Source organism: Pseudovibrio sp. Ad37, assembly GCF_001623075.1.
Lineage (GTDB): Bacteria > Pseudomonadota > Alphaproteobacteria > Rhizobiales > Stappiaceae > Pseudovibrio.
Genome location: NZ_LMCF01000183.1, coordinates 1 through 13638, shown reverse-complemented (window position 1 = coordinate 13638; position 13638 = coordinate 1). Strand labels below are relative to the sequence as shown.

Here is a 13638-nt window from a genome sequence, read left to right as displayed (position 1 = left end):
ATTGACCGACCGGACACTTCGACCATCCCGTAAAACAAGACGGCGGATCTTGGCTGCACTTTCCATCAATATCACCCGTTCATGCCCCGCGCTAAATGCACGGATCCTAACAAACAGGTGGGTCAATCTTAAACGCTCATAACCCACCTAACCGGGTCAATTTTGCATGCCGATTCACATGCAGCCTGCAGTTTCATTTCATTGATTTGCAGAGCAGCTAATAGAATACCTAGTAACAATGAACCTAAGCATAATTGCTCAAACAACTTTACCGATCTTGGCATTTCCATGATGGTGTTACTCCCGTTACACGCACTATCAAATCAACAGCCTAACTACATGTTAAGGCCAGATAAAATAAATCATATTTCAACGTAAACGCAAGCTATCTGCACTTCCCCACGCCCCTCACTCCATCTTTTCCGGCATGCCTTTGCCGTTGTTCCACCAGCGGTTTGGGTTGGTGCTGTTGGGGTTGTAGGCGGCGCGGCTGGCCCAGTCTTCACGAAGGAAGATGACGGGTTCTTCGTAGTGGTGGGCGTAGATTATGGCGTCCATGACTTTTTCGAGCACTTTCGGGTCGCGCTCAATAGAGATTTTGAGCTCTACCATGGGGTAGGTTTCTGTCATGCCAGCCTGAAAGCCCTCAATGTGGGTTGTAGTGGTTGAGTTTGACTCTGGCTGTGCTGTTTCCTTGCCAACTGCCGAAATACTGGCGTTGCGCTGGTAGCGTCCAAAGCTGAGCGGGTGCACTTGCATGACGGCATCCAATATTCGGTCAGTGTCCTCCTCCAGCGTTTGGATTTCGATTGTCCAAACTGGTTCGAAACGGCCTGATTTTGCCTTGTATTCTGCTAGATTGCTCATCATCCCTCCCCTTACTCTGAATCCTGCGTTTTGCTGCTAAATGTGCCGTAAAGGCCTATGATGCCAACCGTACAGATCAGCGCGCCAGCGATGACGTTGAACAGCGTGCCTTCATAAAACGATGTGTAGGCGAAGTAGGCACCATAGATGCTGATGAAGCAGGTGATGAGCACGTACAGGACTTTACGGAAATTGCGCATGAGACAGCCTCGCTGGCAGGAACCTGAGGGAGACTAGCAGATTCCCTCTGCTTTGCATCCAAGATAGATCAGAGTGCAGGCGATGAAATTATCGCTTTTTTTCAATACGTGGGCACCGTGCTTGACTAGGGTCATCCTCATGAAAACAGGAGGAAATCCATGCATTTGAAATACGTTATTCTGTACGTTGAGAGCCCTCGTGAGACCATCGACTTTTATTGCAAGGCGTTTGATGTAGAGGCCGGTTTGATCACTGAGGGAGGGGATTATGGCGAAGTGAAAACTGGTGAGACGACACTGTCCTTCTCCTCCATCGAGTTGATGAAAAACCTTGGCAAAAACCCATCGCAGGCGGATGCGAGCAATCCGTGCTTTGAGATTGCATTCCAGACTGAAGATGTGGCTGGCAACCTTGCAAAAGCATTGGCAGCTGGTGCTGAGCTTGTGCAGGAGGTCAAAGACGAGCCATGGGGGCAGACAACATCCTACGTGAAGGACATGAACGGCTTTCTGATTGAGATTTGCTCGCCAGTGACGGCCCCGGCTTGAGGCTGAGGCTCACCCAAACGCGATGGACTGAGCCTGTCGTTTGAAGCCGGAATTTGCAGCGAATTGCATGGGCGAGGTGCCGAACCAGCGCTGGAACTCGCGGGTCATATGCGCCTGATCGGAGAAGCCGTTGTCGAGGGCGAAATCAGCCCAACCTTCTGCGGTTTCAATAGCGCGCGCGGTTTTGCGGATGCGGGCGAGCTGGCGCCAGTAGACAGGCGAACGGCTGGTGTGGCGCGCCAAGGTGCGCTGCAAGGTTTTGAGCGTCACCCCCAACGCTCCAGCGGAGGCGGCAATGGACAATTGCTCCTCCGCGATACAGCCCAGCGCTTCGGAGACTCTGGTGTTGAGGCGGGTGTGGTCTGCGAGCAATTTACAGATGGTGGTTTCATCCCAGGAGCCCAGCACGCTCAGCGCTTTGATCAGGTCCTGCTCGTTCACCTGCGTGCCCGGCTTCAGGCGAAAGCCGACCATGCGCTTAACAGTTATTCGTTCTGTCTGGTGAGGCTCATCGAACAGCTCTGACACGTGCCACGACGGGCGCTTGCCTTCCACTTCCGTGACGATCAGATCTCTGCACCCATCCGGCAGGATTGGGTCGGAGACACCGAGTTGACCCGAATGATGCCAGATCTGGGCAAGCGTTTCAGGCAGAGACGTGCATGTGTGATTGTGCTGCAAACTATCCCTCCTCTGTTTGCTTGATGGTGCCTTCCTTCATTCATAGTATGCTGCCTGTGTTCCTTCAATTGTAATTGCAAAGATTGGTTAGCTCATGGCTGAGATCACCAGGTGTTTGGAAGAACACAACGGCACCATGAATACACCGCATGAAGTGCTGCTGTTTATTGCCGAATAAGTTATTTCAGTGACTGAAATGCAGTAATTTTTTAAAGCGGATGGAAACGCTCAGTATCGCTAAATGCAAGCCAGTAGGCGGTTTACTCAGATCTCATGCGAGAATGAAAGGAACTGCTTAAGAGGAGCGTTTCATGTCATCTCAATCAACGAAAGTGTCTGTTTCTACCTATCTCTTTCTTCGTTTGAAAGAGGTTGGTGCCAACCATGTCTTCGGGATTCCGGGCGATTATGTTCTGCCTTTATTTGATGAGCTGATCGACCAAGATCATGGCGTGGAGCATATTCTAGTTTGTAATGAACTTAATGGTGCATATGCAGCGGATGGGTATTCCAAAATGTCTGGCTTTGGTGCTGTTGCAGTGACCTATGGTGTTGGTTCGCTTAGCACTGCCAATGCGGTGGGTGGCTCATTTGCAGACAGCACACCAATGATTGTGATTGCAGGCACCCCGACAATTGAAGTTCTGACCACCCCTACACCACGCAAATTGCACCACGTTATAGATACTAATTTCGATGCTTGTCTGGAGGCTTTTCGTCCGATTACAGCCGCTTCTCATCGATTAACCCGGCTGGAGACTGCTTCGGCTGAGATTGATGATCTCATCCGCACAGCAATGCAAAGGAAAAAGCCTGTTTATCTTGAAATTCCTTACGATCTTCAACTGGCTGAAGTAGAAAAGCCAACAGAACCTCTTGATCTTTGGCTCAATCAATCCTCACAGGTGAACCTGAAAGCTGCCTTGTGTCATACAGTTGGCTTGCTCAACAGCTCACAGACCCGCAGTGTTGTGACGGGACATCTACTACAGCGAGAGAAGCTGATTGAAGAAACCAAGAGCCTTGTTGAATGCCTCAATGCCAGTGTCGCGACAACATTTGTTGGCAAAATTCCCGCTTTTGAAGGTCATCCGAATGCGGCAGGCATGTATATGGGTGCCATGAGCTGCGACGCGACAAAGACGACTGTTGAAACGGCAGATTTGGCCCTTGTCGCGGGCATGACACTTAACGAATTCGACACCGGTGTTTTCACCAGCAAGCTTGGCGAAGAGCAGGATTGCATCTGGATGGATTTTGACCAAGTCCTCATCAACAATCATGTCTATGATAAAGTCTATTTGCGAGACTTTTTGCCGGCCCTGCTCAAAGAGGCAAAAAATGATCAGGCTGGAACACTCGAAATTTCCAAGACTGCGCGGCGCTTTAGCTTTCAAAGAAGCGACAGGTTTGATCCAACGGACAAAAATCTGACAATCGACCATCTGTTTGTTCAGTTCGCAAATTATGCCAAAGCTGGTGATGTCATGTTTGGAGATACAGGCGGGTACATTAATGCCTCTCAGGCAGAGTATCCTGTTGGTGTCGATATTCATGGTTGCGGAAACTATGGATCACTGGGAGCCGGCTTCGCTTTGTTTTGCGGAGGTATTTTTGCAAAGGAAGCATCAGGACGACGGTGTTATATGATCACTGGCGATGGTGCCTTCCATATGACTACACAAGAGCTTTCAACGCTGATCAAATATGAAACTGACTGCGTTCTCTTTGTTCTGGATAACAAAGGTTATGGGGCTGAGCGGCAGATCTATCCTGGAAAGGAACGCTCCTATAACAACACACCCGTCTGGAACTACGAGGAGTTAGGCTCAGCATTTGGCGGTGTAGAGGGCCAAACCTGTAACAGTTTCGTAGTCCGCACCGAAAAAGACATGGCTGAACTGCTAGACAATCTAGATAAGCCCAAAGGTGTCAACATTGTCCGTATCATTCTGGACCCTTGGGACTCCGCCTCGTTCAACGTCAAATTCAGCGAAGCACTGCGACATTGAATGGCTTACCGCTCTTCTTCTTCAGCCAGATAGCGTTCGAGTTTGGTGTGGTTGGCGACTTTGAGTTCGCGGCCACGTTTTTCGACCAAGCCGTGCTCGATGAGTTGGCTGACGGCGCGGCGGTAGACGCGTTCTGAGCAGCCAAAGCGTTCGGCTTCGCGGAAGACGCGCTCAAACTGGATTGGCGGTTTGTTGCCGCGTTCACGCATCAGCAGGTCTTTGGCGATGTTGTAGGCCAGCGGGTACATGAAGTGCGAGGTGACCCGGTCCATCACCCCCTGATAGGTGTCGGCGAGACATTGGCTGAGCCAGATGCCCACATGAGGGTGTTGCACCAACAGTGCTTCCAGCTCCGCAATTGGGATGACGCGCACGCTGACCGGACCATCGCAACGGATATCAAACTGGATAGGTTTGCCCGTCAGAAACTCTATCTCACCGTAAAGGCGATCTTCGATATTGAACCTGCCATGACTGAAGCGTCGCCCATTGGCTGCGGTGTAGCTGACCGTGCAGAAGCCATCCTCTATCCAGTACAGATGTTCAAGGTTTTGGCCTTGCCGGAGCAGGTAATCTCCGGGCTCCATATGGCGTAGAAGAAACGGACCAGTTTTGACCCATTCTAATACTTCCTTATGTCCAATTTCTGCGAGCGATTTAATTGTCATTTTTGCATTATTTAATTCAGAGATACGGACAATTGTCCTGTTTTTGAAACGGAGATATTTCTACCCTTCTCCTTGCAAGCTGCATAGGAGAATCTGATGACACCGCATATCAACGCCCAGACTGGAGACTTTGCTGAAACAGTCCTCATGCCGGGTGATCCGCTTCGCGCAAAGTATATTGCAGAAACCTATCTGGAAAATGTACGCGAAGTAACAAACGTGCGTAATGTGCTTGGTTTTACTGGTGAATACAAGGGTAAGCCAATCTCAGTTATGGCACATGGTATGGGCATGCCATCCATCTCTATCTATGCACATGAGCTGATCAACTTCTACGGCGTGAAACAAATCATTCGCGTTGGTAGCTGTGGCGGTGTTGATGAAGAGCTGAAACTGCGTGATTTGATTGTCGCGACAAGCGCCAGCACCAACTCCGCAATGATCCGCGATCGCTTTGCTGGCTATGACTATGCTGCTGCACCTGATTTTGAATTGCTGAAGGCATGTTCTGATGCTGCTGGTGGCCTGGGTCTGTCGCCACGCTTTGGTAACATCCTTTCCGGTGACCTGTTCTACGGCTCCAACCCTGCACTGCTGCCAGCGATGCAGAAAATGGGCGTTCTGGCTATTGAAATGGAAGCTGCGGCTCTGTTTGCAATTGCTGCGGAATTCCGTGTGAAAGCGCTGTGCGTGCTGACCGTGTCCGATCACCTGATCACGGCTGAGGAAACCTCTTCTGAAGAACGCCAGACCAGCTTTAACCAGATGATGGAACTGGCTCTGGAAACTGCATATGCAACAACACCAGAAATGGCTGCGGCATAATGAATATGGAACTTGTAGGCTATCTGGCCTCAATCACTGTGATGACTTCCCTCCTGATGGGCAACGTCCTGTGGCTTCGTGTAATCAATATGGTCGGCTGTATCCTGTTCACCATTTATGGTGTTGCAGTTGATGCTTACCCGGTTGTTTTGCTCAACGGCATGTGCGTGTTCATCAACATTTACCACTTGGCAAAACTGAGAAGGCAACAACAACAAGCACTTACGCCAGCAGAAGCGTAAGGCACTCGCCTCCCATCAAGCCAAGGTAATTGTAAACTTGAGAGCCGGAGAGCGTTTCATCGCCTCCGGCTCTTTCTTTTCATCCCTCAATAGCCGAAATATTTCAGGATCTAGAACATACCGTTTTCATGCGAGAAATCTTTCGGAATTTCCTGCACGATATCCCAGTGTTCTACGATCTTTCCCTCATCATCATGCCGAACAATCTCGATCACTGCATTCCCCCAGTCCGCATACTCTACCAGAGCAAATGTGAGGTCCCCTTCAGACACGGTTTGGTGCACGGTGACATTGCTGAGTTTACCGTCACTGTTCTTGAAGAACCCAAGGATTGGCTCAATCCCATTTGGAACCTGCGGGTTATGCTGAATATACTCTTCACCAAAAAGACTTTTGAGAGTCGCGACATCACCCGCAATGCCTTTAGCAAAGAAATCAGTAGCCATTTCTTTATTCCGAGCAAGGTCTGCCTCGGAAACATCTGCATTCGGGTTCCCTCCGCCATCAATCATCGAATTGCCATTGGCGGTTTTTGATTTCGATGTTTCAATCTGGCTCGCATCCCAATGTTCTATGATTTTCCCGTCCTGGACACGAAATAAATCTCCAACAATCATTGTGTGTTCACCAATTGTGACGCGTGACTGCGTCGCAACAAGATTGTCTTGAGCAACAACGCGCACGACTTCTCTCGCAGGGGTAATTTCATTTTCCCGCATCTGCGTGATCGCTTCGCTCAGACCGTCAACACCGTCCTTAACCTCTGGGCTGTGCTGTATGTATTGCGGGTGATAATAGGTCTCAATCAGCTCAGTCTTTTGTGCGTCGAACACTTTTGCCAGAGCATTTAGCACCAGTTCTTTGTTGTTTTTTTCCAACTCACCGGCAAGACCAGCAGAAGACAATAAGATCAAACAGACTGCTGTCAGTTTCGATAGAAATTTCATCGGACGCTCCATATGTAAACGTCGAGATATAGACGGCCTTGTGAGTTCTAGCGATAACACCTATTAGATTCAGGTTATGAAGATTTTCGATCACCTTACATTAGATGGCTCAACCCTTAGGCAGTTGGTGGAGTTGAATGAGACCCGCTCCGTAACCCGCGCTGCTACTCGTCTGGGAATGACGCAATCCTCGCTAAGTTACTCTCTGGAGCGTGCTCGAAAGACTTTGGCTGATCAACTCTATATCCGTGTGGGCAATAGCATTGAGCCAACAGAACGGATGCTTCAGATCTTACCGGTTGCACACCGAATCTTGAGGGATTACGACACTCTCGCCATGCCTGCTTCGTACTTACCAGAGCAAGATGTAGGGACGCTCAAGATCGCAGCGAATGCATTGGAGCGGGATCTCCTGGTCAAGCCGATGTTCAATGAACTTCGGAAACTCGCACCCGGCATGACTCTGGAACTGCGCTCGACCGGGTCCTGGCTGGAAGTTCGCGAAAATCTACGAAACCGAAATGTTGACTTGGCGTTGTTCCCCACTCTTTTGAAAGAGGGTGGAGATATTGTTCAACGTAAGTTAGTCGATATGGAAATGGCTGTTTTCTACGACAGCTCTGTGCGTTCTGCGCCTCAAACTTTAACAGAATATTGCGCTGCAAACCATGCAGTGGTTTCTCATGGTGAGATCAGAAGCTCAGGGATTGATCAGCTGTTAGCTGAGCAGGGCCTGAAGAGAAACATCGCGCTACGCGTTTCTGACTTTGATAGTCTAGGTGTTCTTCTGAAAGGTACAGATCTGATTGTCTGCCTTCCCTCAATGCTTCAATCCGGCTCCCTTGGCAGTCTGTCAACTGCGTGCCCCCCTTTGGCTGTGCCGCCAATGTGTCTCGCTCTGTTTGTGCATGAAAGCCAATTATCTAATCCGAGACTTTCTTTCTGGAGCGACAAGCTAACAAGAGGCGTAAACTTGAAAGCCTAAAGCAGTTCGCATTTAAGTTGAAACACAGGAACTGCTTTGGTCTTTGTTTTTACATATCTTTATCCGAAAATCGGTTTCCACTTTTCGGAGATACGCTTTTGGTGAGACCTCAATCCAGCAACACGTTGCGGCGGGCTTCGTTGGTGCGTTTGGTGGAGAGGAGGAGGTTGGTCTCGCTGGCAGAAATGCCATCAATCAGACGGATGCGGCGCAGCACATCATCGAAGTGAACGAGCGTATCGGTTCCCAGCTCCATGATCAGGTCCCACTTGCCGTTTGTTGTATGCAAGGCAGTGACCTCGGTCATCTTGTTGAGGTGATCGACGATGCGCTGGGTGCCTTTGCCCTCGATCTTGATCATCATAATGCCACGAACAGGTTGTTCAAAGACATCGCCCCGCAGCACGACTGTGTAGCCGAGGATATCGCCAACGGATTTCAAACGCTCCATACGCGAGCGCACAGTCGAGCGAGAAATCTTCAGCTCAAGGGCTAGATCAGAAACACTCGCACGCGCATTTCTACGTAGTGTCGCGATGATTTTTTGATCTATATCATCCAAAGTGCGTAACCTTATTTACCAATCTGGCCAATGCGACCACCATTTTGATCACAATGACAGCTTTTTACCGCCACTTCCACAAGGATAATAGTCCATATCGGATTTAATCGGGAAGTGGGAATGAAGAATACCGTTGTGCTCGTCGGGGCACCTGTACAGACAGGAACCAACATTCAGGGCTGCTTGATGGGCCCGGATGCTCTACGAACCGCCGGACTGCAAGACTCCCTGGAAGCACTTGGCTACTCCGTTATAGACCGAGGCAACATTTTACCAGAGGCAAGTCGGGATCGAGTTCATTCCAACAGCGCTGTCCACCATTTGAGTGAGACAATCAGCTGGACTGAGAAGCTCCATGACGTCGCTTTAACGGAAATTCGTGAAGGTCATCTGCCCGTCTTCCTTGGTGGGGATCATTCCATGGCAGCGGGAACTGTCAGCGGTATTGCCCGTGCGGCGGCAGAAGCTGGTGAAGAACAGTTTGTGCTCTGGCTGGATGCGCATCCTGATTTCCATAATCTCAGCACAACGACCAGCGGCAATCTGCACGGCACGCCCGCGGCTTACTTTTGTGGTCTCTCCGGTTTTGAGGGGTATTATCCGGAGCTGAACACAACGATCAAGCCAGAGAATATCTGCATGATGGGCTTGCGGTCCGTCGACAATGCAGAGCGGGCTGCCCTGCAGAAAACCGGCATTGAGACCTACGACATGCGCCGGATTGATGAGAACGGTGTAGTCAAGCCGATCAATGAGTTTCTGGAGCGTGTGAAGGCCGCCAATGGCCGTCTGCACCTGAGCTTTGATGTGGACTTTCTGGACCCGGACATTGCACCAGCAGTGGGCACGACTGTTCCCGGTGGTGCGACCTTCCGTGAAGCGCATCTGATTATGGAAATGCTCTGCGACAGTCAGCTGGTCACTTCTGTGGATCTGGTTGAGCTGAACCCATTCCTGGATGTGCGTGGCCGGACAGCGACTTTGATGGCGGATCTGGTTTCCAGTTTGTTTGGCAAACAGGTGCTGGACCATCCAAACCGCGCCTGATCGCAAGCAACACAATAAAAGATAGGTATCCCCATATGGTCCAGTTCGTAAGCGTTTCTAAAATTTTGGATTTGGTCAACAAACACGGTGTCGAGACTGTTTTGAAGGGCATGACCGAGTATGTGGAGGAAGATTACCGCCGCTGGTCTCTGTTTGACAAAACACCTCGTGTTGCGAGCCACTCCAAAGTTGGCGTTATCGAACTGATGCCGACCAGCGATGGGGAGCTGTACAGCTTCAAATATGTAAACGGTCATCCGAAAAACACCAAGGAAGGTAAGCAGACTGTGACTGCATTTGGCATGCTTGCTGATGTGGACACCGGCTACCCGTTTTTCCTGTCCGAGATGACTGTTCTAACTGCCCTGCGCACCGCTGCCACCTCCGTTATGGCGGCAAAGCATCTGGCGCGAGCAGATTCCAAGACGATGGCAATCATCGGCAATGGGGCTCAGTCCGAGTTTCAGGCGCTGGCGTTTAAGGCGGTGATGGGCATTACCAACTTGCGCCTGTTTGATACGGATGCAGAAGCAACAGAGAAGTGTGCTGCAAACCTTGATGGCAAAGGCTTTACCATTACCATCTGCCGTAGCTCTGAAGAAGCAATCACGGGTGCGGATATCATCACCACGGTGACAGCGGATAAGCAGAAGGCGACCATCCTGACCGACAACATGGTTGGGGCTGGTGTGCACATCAACGCGATTGGTGGCGACTGCCCTGGCAAGACCGAGCTGCACAAAGACATTTTGCTGCGCTCCAAGATCTTCGTTGAATACCCGGAACAGACCCGCATTGAAGGCGAGATCCAGCAGCTGGATGATAACTATCCGGTTGTTGAGCTTTGGGAAGTGATTACGGGCACTGCTGAGGGCCGCACCACCGAGCGCGACATCACCTTGTTCGACTCTGTTGGCTTCGCCATCGAGGACTTTTCCGGCCTGCGCTACATCTATGATCTGGTGAAGCAGGACGAAACAACTGAGGACCTGGAGATGATTGCTGAACCAGCTGATCCGCGCAATCTCTTTGGCCTTTTAGAAGTTAAACAAGCTGCCGAGTAAGAGCAGCGGTCATCGTTAAACTATCCCTTGCCCGGGGTTTGTAAGCGCCTGCCCACCTAGCAGGCGCTTCTTTTTTGCTTGGTTAGCTTAGGTGCAGAGCAATGCTGAAAACCGAAGCTCGACGCTTTTCCTGATCATTTACAGGATAGACTCGATGTGAACTTTCTTTGCTTCAAGCCAGATCTCATCAATAAAGAGGCTGATGGTTTCACGCAGCTCAACACTGTTGTTTGGATCGACCTGTTCGGCAAGGAGCTTATCAAACACTTCGGCTTCCACAATTCGGCCTTCCACGGTCTCTGCAATCTCAGGGGTGTACTTTTGTGCGATGAACTAGGTGATCACATCAAGGGTATCCACGGCCGCCTGCCTGATCTCAATGTCCGGGACAGAGAAGTCTCCCTCCAGCAGGTTTGCCGGAAGCACAGACGCCACGTCATGGTTTTCCGGCTCTGCTGCTTTTGCTTCGACTTTCGAAATAAACGCTGCAGTTTCCTCATCTTGTATTGTGTCGTTAGAACTGGACGTTGCATATTTTGCAGTTGTTACTTCGTGACCGGAAATTAACGCGGCGAGTGGATCGCTATTCAACTTTACGTCTGCATAGTGAACACCAGTTACGACCTGCTTTGATGTCAGGCTGTGGTTTTGGCCAGCTGAGAAACCGCAGGCGTTGCAGGCCTGATCGTACGCTTGTGTTCCAAGCGTTTCGCCATATTTGTCCAGGAGTGCAGTGCGGAACGCCCCCTGATCTGCCGCTTTTTGAGTTTCCAAATTGCCTTGCAGAGCCAGCCAGGAGACCAAACGACCCTGAAACGATCGCCATACTCTGGAAATTGCTCAAGCTAACTGAAGTCATAGTGCGCATCCCATTCTGCTGGTTGCTTTTGTAATGGGATCAGACTAGCGCCAAGTCAGAAACGCCCCTGTTTTATTCATCACAGCGCTCATGACACCTGAGTAACAACTCTGCCAGATAGGGGATGAGAAGCAGTCATTGTTGGCCATTTTTATGAGTAAGGAGCTGAAAGGCTTTGACTTTATGAGAGGCGACGCGAACTGGACCACGCCCGCCTAAAACCGTGAATAACTGAATTAATTTCAGTAAACCTAAGCTGGTTTGTTCAGTTTGGCGTTGCTGGAGAGTTCCGAATTGAACCGCAACTCAAATCTGCCAGTTATTGAAGTCAGAGTTTAAAGGCAAGCATGGCAATCGTGAGTGAGAGCCCAAAGCAGTCTTTCTTCATGCTCTCACCAAGTTACACCCATGCCACTTTACCTATGCGGGCTCTGGATGCATCTCACTCACTTGTTGCGCTGATTGTAGCAAGCCCGCATTTTTGCTGTCTCACGAGAGCTTAACTTTGCTTTTGGACGATAGATATCAAACTCAAATGTTTCGCTACGGCCAGCATCGGCACGAAACCCCTGAGGTGCATTTGGTTTGATCTCTTTCAAGCATGAACCGTAAGCTTTGAAAGAGATAAAGGCGCGCTTACTTTGTTCGCTTGAGCCACAAGCGCCCAGAAGGCTGAGCATTGCGATTGAGGCCAGCACGAGGGGCGCAGATTTCATTTTCATAAAGCAGAGCTTTCGTTGTTTGGGGGACACTTCTTATGATTTGATCGCTTCACGTTTGCGACAAAGCCAGTGCTCTTGAATGCGCCAATTTTGGTTGCTTCAAAATGAACGTTACTGAGCTTCTGACATGCCGAAAATCGACGGCATGGATACCACAAAAAGTTAGAAGCACAACATGGCGACGGCGCCAAATGCTCGTTAGAAGCAAATTATAACTTCAGGCGCAAACTTGCTGGAATACCCGCTCTGATATAAGACTGCGTCCTCTTATTATCGCTGAAATTTAAAGGGAGTCGCGCGGCTATAATTACCTGTTATTGTGGGATAGAAAAATAATATCATCCTGAAATGATGCTAAAGCCGCCGGAAACAGGGGCTTATTACCTAGCGTTCGTTCAAGACCTTATACTTGAACAACCTGTTGCTAGGACTTCCAATCCCAAAATCTCAAAAGCATAATCTTTTAATGTCGACCTAGCTCCGGTATCATATCCAGTCCTGGCGATTGCGAAGCTCCAATTGAACAAAGCGACCTCATGCATGACTGATTCAATCCTTTTCCGCATTGATCTTGATGGAACAAAGGTACCCATGACGTGGCGCGAAATGCACGAGGTGCGGCGAGACATCTTGCATTACTTCGAAGAAAACCTACACGAGCCAATGAATGTCTACATCATCCCAGAATATTCAAAGCACGAGTACTGGAAGTACCTGACCGTGAGCTATGAACGCGAATATGCCGAAACTCGTCGCTACTGCTGGCTTTTTGAACGAGGATGCTTGGCACTGCTAAATGGCCTGTCTCTCGACATCCTAAACGAGCAACTTTGGCCGTACTCCCGCCTTTGGGACAAAGGCAAAGGCATTGCTGAGTCGTGCTTACCCTACCTCAAGAGCTACCAGCCCAAAGAGCCCTTATTGCATGAAGGGAAACAGATGCTCATTGAAGCTATGAGTTTCATCTCAGCAATGAGCGCCGATGAACTGGACGAGGACGGCTACCCAAAATTCGTAACAACTGACCAGGGGGGCTGGTTTACCAAAAACATCATCGGAGATTACTTCCGCACAACCGCACAACTCAATTTCGGGTGATCAAGGCACAGGATTGCTCCCTTAGCCCCAACGGCCTCACGAAAGCGCAAATGATCTGGCGCTGGCTTTGTTCTCATTTCCATCGCTCGCAGCCTATGAGCAGTATCGCAAAGACAGCATGGAAGACGAAGACTGTCAGAAGGCCTTTGCTTATGCTGAAGAGACACAATGCATCCGCCGGTATTGAGCCTCCCCCTTTGAAGTGGTCCACGCCTATAGTTAGGAAACCGGAGGACCATAGATGGCTATCAAGCGCCCCAAACCTGAAGATATTGTTGTGAAGTTACGGCAGGTTGAAGTTCTGATGGGG

At 49.9% G+C, this 13638-nt stretch carries 17 protein-coding genes and 1 pseudogene; 9 read left to right on the top strand and 9 right to left on the bottom strand.

Annotated features, from left to right (window positions below; genetic code table 11):
* Positions 1 to 408: 408 nt before the first annotated feature.
* Both PsAD37_RS20795 and PsAD37_RS20790 read right to left on the bottom strand, forming a co-directional pair.
* Positions 409 to 867 carry a hypothetical protein gene (locus tag PsAD37_RS20795; RefSeq protein WP_208992008.1) on the bottom strand — a complete coding sequence of 153 codons (459 nt, stop codon included), beginning with the start codon at positions 865 to 867 and terminating at the stop codon, positions 409 to 411.
* 11 nt (positions 868 to 878) lie between these two features.
* Entirely contained in the window at positions 879 to 1067 is a 189-nt protein-coding gene (locus tag PsAD37_RS20790) for a hypothetical protein (RefSeq protein WP_063297767.1), read from the bottom strand.
* Positions 1068 to 1226: 159 nt separating this feature from the next.
* On the opposite strand from PsAD37_RS20790, the gene PsAD37_RS20785 reads away from it, so the two are divergent.
* Entirely contained in the window at positions 1227 to 1616 is a 390-nt protein-coding gene (locus tag PsAD37_RS20785; protein ID WP_063297766.1) for a VOC family protein, read from the top strand.
* A gap of 9 nt (positions 1617 to 1625) precedes the next feature.
* On the opposite strand, the gene PsAD37_RS20780 is transcribed toward PsAD37_RS20785, so the two are convergent.
* On the bottom strand, positions 1626 to 2297 hold the full coding sequence (locus tag PsAD37_RS20780; protein WP_063297765.1) for an AraC family transcriptional regulator: 672 nt from the start codon (positions 2295 to 2297) through the stop codon (positions 1626 to 1628).
* Positions 2298 to 2608: 311 nt separating this feature from the next.
* Here PsAD37_RS20780 and PsAD37_RS20775 point away from each other — a divergent pair, with 311 nt between their 5' ends.
* The gene (locus PsAD37_RS20775) at positions 2609 to 4309 is read left to right on the top strand and encodes a thiamine pyrophosphate-binding protein (RefSeq protein ID WP_063297764.1); all 1701 of its coding nucleotides are present in this window, start codon (positions 2609 to 2611) and stop codon (positions 4307 to 4309) included.
* 5 nt (positions 4310 to 4314) lie between these two features.
* On the opposite strand, the gene PsAD37_RS20770 is transcribed toward PsAD37_RS20775, so the two are convergent.
* Positions 4315 to 4977: a Crp/Fnr family transcriptional regulator gene (locus PsAD37_RS20770; protein ID WP_084408011.1), complete on the bottom strand. Its 663-nt coding sequence runs from the start codon at positions 4975 to 4977 to the stop codon at positions 4315 to 4317.
* 96 nt (positions 4978 to 5073) lie between these two features.
* Here PsAD37_RS20770 and deoD point away from each other — a divergent pair, with 96 nt between their 5' ends.
* Entirely contained in the window at positions 5074 to 5802 is a 729-nt protein-coding gene (gene deoD / locus PsAD37_RS20765) for a purine-nucleoside phosphorylase (RefSeq protein WP_084404319.1), read from the top strand.
* Positions 5802 to 6044: a YgjV family protein gene (locus PsAD37_RS20760; protein WP_063297761.1), complete on the top strand. Its 243-nt coding sequence runs from the start codon at positions 5802 to 5804 to the stop codon at positions 6042 to 6044. The genes deoD and PsAD37_RS20760 overlap by 1 nt, the downstream gene beginning before the upstream one ends.
* A 110-nt stretch (positions 6045 to 6154) precedes the next feature.
* On the opposite strand, the gene PsAD37_RS20755 is transcribed toward PsAD37_RS20760, so the two are convergent.
* On the bottom strand, positions 6155 to 6991 hold the full coding sequence (locus PsAD37_RS20755) for a nuclear transport factor 2 family protein (RefSeq protein WP_063297760.1): 837 nt from the start codon (positions 6989 to 6991) through the stop codon (positions 6155 to 6157).
* A gap of 76 nt (positions 6992 to 7067) precedes the next feature.
* On the opposite strand from PsAD37_RS20755, the gene PsAD37_RS20750 reads away from it, so the two are divergent.
* The gene (locus PsAD37_RS20750) at positions 7068 to 7976 is read left to right on the top strand and encodes a LysR family transcriptional regulator (RefSeq protein ID WP_063297759.1); all 909 of its coding nucleotides are present in this window, start codon (positions 7068 to 7070) and stop codon (positions 7974 to 7976) included.
* A gap of 109 nt (positions 7977 to 8085) precedes the next feature.
* On the opposite strand, the gene PsAD37_RS20745 is transcribed toward PsAD37_RS20750, so the two are convergent.
* Positions 8086 to 8538 (bottom strand): Lrp/AsnC family transcriptional regulator, encoded by a 453-nt coding sequence (locus PsAD37_RS20745; protein WP_063297758.1) that lies wholly within the window; start codon positions 8536 to 8538, stop codon positions 8086 to 8088.
* A 120-nt stretch (positions 8539 to 8658) separates the two neighbouring features.
* On the opposite strand from PsAD37_RS20745, the gene rocF reads away from it, so the two are divergent.
* The gene (gene rocF, locus PsAD37_RS20740) at positions 8659 to 9585 is read left to right on the top strand and encodes an arginase (RefSeq protein ID WP_063297757.1); all 927 of its coding nucleotides are present in this window, start codon (positions 8659 to 8661) and stop codon (positions 9583 to 9585) included.
* Positions 9586 to 9620: 35 nt separating this feature from the next.
* The gene (locus PsAD37_RS20735) at positions 9621 to 10649 is read left to right on the top strand and encodes an ornithine cyclodeaminase (protein ID WP_063297756.1); all 1029 of its coding nucleotides are present in this window, start codon (positions 9621 to 9623) and stop codon (positions 10647 to 10649) included.
* A 138-nt stretch (positions 10650 to 10787) separates the two neighbouring features.
* On the opposite strand, the gene PsAD37_RS28940 is transcribed toward PsAD37_RS20735, so the two are convergent.
* The 3 genes from PsAD37_RS28940 to PsAD37_RS20725 form a co-directional block, all read right to left on the bottom strand.
* A complete protein-coding gene (locus tag PsAD37_RS28940; RefSeq protein WP_208992007.1) occupies positions 10788 to 10943 on the bottom strand; it encodes a hypothetical protein in 156 nt (51 codons plus the stop codon).
* A gap of 39 nt (positions 10944 to 10982) precedes the next feature.
* The gene (locus PsAD37_RS28935) at positions 10983 to 11423 is read right to left on the bottom strand and encodes a hypothetical protein (RefSeq protein ID WP_208992006.1); all 441 of its coding nucleotides are present in this window, start codon (positions 11421 to 11423) and stop codon (positions 10983 to 10985) included.
* 531 nt (positions 11424 to 11954) lie between these two features.
* Complete coding sequence (locus PsAD37_RS20725; RefSeq protein WP_063286563.1) at positions 11955 to 12230, bottom strand: hypothetical protein; 276 nt, start codon at positions 12228 to 12230, stop codon at positions 11955 to 11957.
* A 540-nt stretch (positions 12231 to 12770) separates the two neighbouring features.
* Here PsAD37_RS20725 and PsAD37_RS20720 point away from each other — a divergent pair.
* Both PsAD37_RS20720 and PsAD37_RS27835 read left to right on the top strand, forming a co-directional pair.
* Positions 12771 to 13328: a hypothetical protein gene (locus PsAD37_RS20720; protein ID WP_063297755.1), complete on the top strand. Its 558-nt coding sequence runs from the start codon at positions 12771 to 12773 to the stop codon at positions 13326 to 13328.
* Between the two features lie 34 nt (positions 13329 to 13362).
* Positions 13363 to 13515 (top strand): annotated as a pseudogene (locus PsAD37_RS27835) (NIPSNAP family protein); the annotation flags it as partial.
* Positions 13516 to 13638: the final 123 nt, after the last annotated feature.

Coding starts and splice junctions, on each gene's coding strand:
- PsAD37_RS20770 (WP_084408011.1), bottom strand. CDS start 4,977: ATGACAATTAAATCGCTCGCAGAAATTGGACATAAGGAAGTATTAGAA.
- PsAD37_RS20795 (WP_208992008.1), bottom strand. CDS start 867: ATGAGCAATCTAGCAGAATACAAGGCAAAATCAGGCCGTTTCGAACCA.
- PsAD37_RS20755 (WP_063297760.1), bottom strand. CDS start 6,991: ATGAAATTTCTATCGAAACTGACAGCAGTCTGTTTGATCTTATTGTCT.
- deoD (WP_084404319.1), top strand. CDS start 5,074: ATGACACCGCATATCAACGCCCAGACTGGAGACTTTGCTGAAACAGTC.
- PsAD37_RS20775 (WP_063297764.1), top strand. CDS start 2,609: ATGTCATCTCAATCAACGAAAGTGTCTGTTTCTACCTATCTCTTTCTT.
- rocF (WP_063297757.1), top strand. CDS start 8,659: ATGAAGAATACCGTTGTGCTCGTCGGGGCACCTGTACAGACAGGAACC.
- PsAD37_RS20785 (WP_063297766.1), top strand. CDS start 1,227: ATGCATTTGAAATACGTTATTCTGTACGTTGAGAGCCCTCGTGAGACC.
- PsAD37_RS20735 (WP_063297756.1), top strand. CDS start 9,621: ATGGTCCAGTTCGTAAGCGTTTCTAAAATTTTGGATTTGGTCAACAAA.
- PsAD37_RS20725 (WP_063286563.1), bottom strand. CDS start 12,230: ATGAAAATGAAATCTGCGCCCCTCGTGCTGGCCTCAATCGCAATGCTC.
- PsAD37_RS20720 (WP_063297755.1), top strand. CDS start 12,771: ATGACTGATTCAATCCTTTTCCGCATTGATCTTGATGGAACAAAGGTA.
- PsAD37_RS20790 (WP_063297767.1), bottom strand. CDS start 1,067: ATGCGCAATTTCCGTAAAGTCCTGTACGTGCTCATCACCTGCTTCATC.
- PsAD37_RS20750 (WP_063297759.1), top strand. CDS start 7,068: ATGAAGATTTTCGATCACCTTACATTAGATGGCTCAACCCTTAGGCAG.
- PsAD37_RS20760 (WP_063297761.1), top strand. CDS start 5,802: ATGAATATGGAACTTGTAGGCTATCTGGCCTCAATCACTGTGATGACT.